Origin of the sequence: Pseudoalteromonas fuliginea, assembly GCF_000690055.1 — a bacterium.
Lineage (GTDB): Bacteria > Pseudomonadota > Gammaproteobacteria > Enterobacterales > Alteromonadaceae > Pseudoalteromonas > Pseudoalteromonas fuliginea.
Genome location: NZ_JJNZ01000102.1, coordinates 1 through 1,956, shown reverse-complemented (window position 1 = coordinate 1,956; position 1,956 = coordinate 1). Strand labels below are relative to the sequence as shown.

Below are 1,956 nucleotides of genomic sequence, written 5' to 3'. Positions count from 1 at the left end.
TATCATTCAGCCTATTCGCTTTCTTATCATCAACATACAATACTAAATGGGTGTGATTACTCATTACGGCATAAGCACATACATCAATACAAAATATTTTTTCTAATTCCAGTAACTTATCTTCAACCCAGCCTCTGCGATGCTCGTAAGATTGACCAGTAAAGTGGTCTTCACCACACAAAAAAGCACGGCGCACGCAACGCGAAATACAGTGGTAGTATTTTGTATCAACCAAACTTATTTGTCGTTTTCTTGCGATGGCCATAAGACATCCTGCTTGTTTTTTACACTAAATAAAGCGTAGTACTTTGAGCGTAAAAGTGCAAAATTTTGAGTGGATGTCTAGTTTATTTTACCAAGATACTTATGACTTGATTATTTTAATTTCCCGCTATTCATCAAACTTATTTTCTCTAACTGTTTTTCTATTACTATTTGTGTAATTTCATCATTATTATAATACTCTATTAACTCATCTATAATAGACGGTTTATTTTTATATATAACTTTTACAGCTAATTGAGGGATAGGCTCTGCATATGGAGTATCAGTTCTATCACATAAAGGAAAAAGTAACCGTATATTAAATTCATACTCCTCACGCTCTAAAGCTTGTAATAATAATATTTTTATATAATCAGAGCCTATTCCAGCTCTGTCATCTAAAATATACTCAATATAATTAGATCTCACCTTAGAAGGTAAAAAATCTACGAACGTGCTGTATGTCTTTTGGTTTACATGGACAAAAAAACCTACTATTACTATAAGTAATGTAATTATTGTTATTTTCTTAATCACTTAAATTCACTCCTTAACATACCAACCTGATGTTTAGCACCTTGTAACTCATTATGTTTATCTGGGTTAAATTGACCATGAGTCTTAATAAACTGTCCAGACAATTTATATCTCTGCCGCAAGTTCCCTATTAATTGCCTAGCTGCACCAAATTGCCTTTTAGAAATTGGGTTTTCTGTATAATCCCCTAAAAATGCTATCCCTATATTCCCTTGATTATTACCTTTCACATGTGCCCCGGAACAAAATTTTGAGTGGATGTCTAGTTTATTTGAGAAAAATGCATGAACTTTTCCAATGACGATATATCAGACAGCTTTTTTTGAGATTGCTGATCTATTAATAAGATATTACCAGCTCTGTCTTGGCTATCAAAAAAGCCGCCTGAATATTCCTGCAAGATACTAAAAGCTTGATCATTAAGATAATTTAGAGGGTACAAGCCTTTAATTGCTCCTTGTTCTATGCCTTCTGGGTGTACTAACCACTTAGCTTCTTCAATTTCAACTGTAACCGATATACCGCCAAATAGTTTTTTTTGCACTTTGTTTTCTGTAATAGGTAAATAGTCACTCCGCAAAACTCGACTATAACCATATACTAAATCCCCAGCACTTGAGATATTTTTAAACAGCTGCACTTCTTTTTTAAAGTCTTCACAAAAGCTATTTACAACAGTAAATTCGAGCACTGAAAATTTAAAGTTTAAATATGTGAATACCTTATTCACTGTCAAGATAGCCCTGCTTTTTACGTCATAAAAATCCAAACTTTCTAACTGCTCAACACACAACGCTACCTTCTTTTGAGAAAAACACTTTATTTCCTTTGCTTCCTCATAATTTAAAGAAAATTGTACAACTTCAGAATCGCTATATTGCAGAAAAATATCAAACAAGCTATCAAGATTGAGCGAGTTTGTTTCTGTTACCAAGAAGTATGCTTTAGTAACGTTATATTTAATTTTACTTTTGAAAAACATAATTATTTACCGAACCATTTTTGTAGTTGAGTAGCAACATTACTAACACTTACATTACCACTAATAGCCTCATTTCTCATCTTACTAACGTTTCTCTGAATTAACTGTAAACAACTAAACTAGACAGCTAAACAACTAAACTAGACCAAACAACTAAACTAGACAGCCACTTC

General features: G+C 32.7%; 4 protein-coding genes. All 4 read right to left on the bottom strand.

The features are described from left to right. Positions 1-265 (bottom strand): hypothetical protein (locus tag DC53_RS0120810; protein ID WP_033032111.1); only part of this gene is annotated, 265 nt, incomplete at its 3' end. 110 nt (positions 266-375) lie between these two features. Next, on the bottom strand, positions 376-801 hold the full coding sequence (locus tag DC53_RS01110) for a hypothetical protein (RefSeq protein ID WP_033032109.1): 426 nt from the start codon (positions 799-801) through the stop codon (positions 376-378). Next, positions 798-1,031 (bottom strand): N-acetylmuramoyl-L-alanine amidase, encoded by a 234-nt coding sequence (locus DC53_RS01115; protein ID WP_033032107.1) that lies wholly within the window; start codon positions 1,029-1,031, stop codon positions 798-800. Before DC53_RS01115 ends, DC53_RS01110 begins: the two co-directional genes overlap by 4 nt. Before the next feature lie 32 nt (positions 1,032-1,063). Next, entirely contained in the window at positions 1,064-1,735 is a 672-nt protein-coding gene (locus DC53_RS01120; RefSeq protein ID WP_131649274.1) for an RNA-binding protein, read from the bottom strand. Positions 1,736-1,956: the final 221 nt, after the last annotated feature.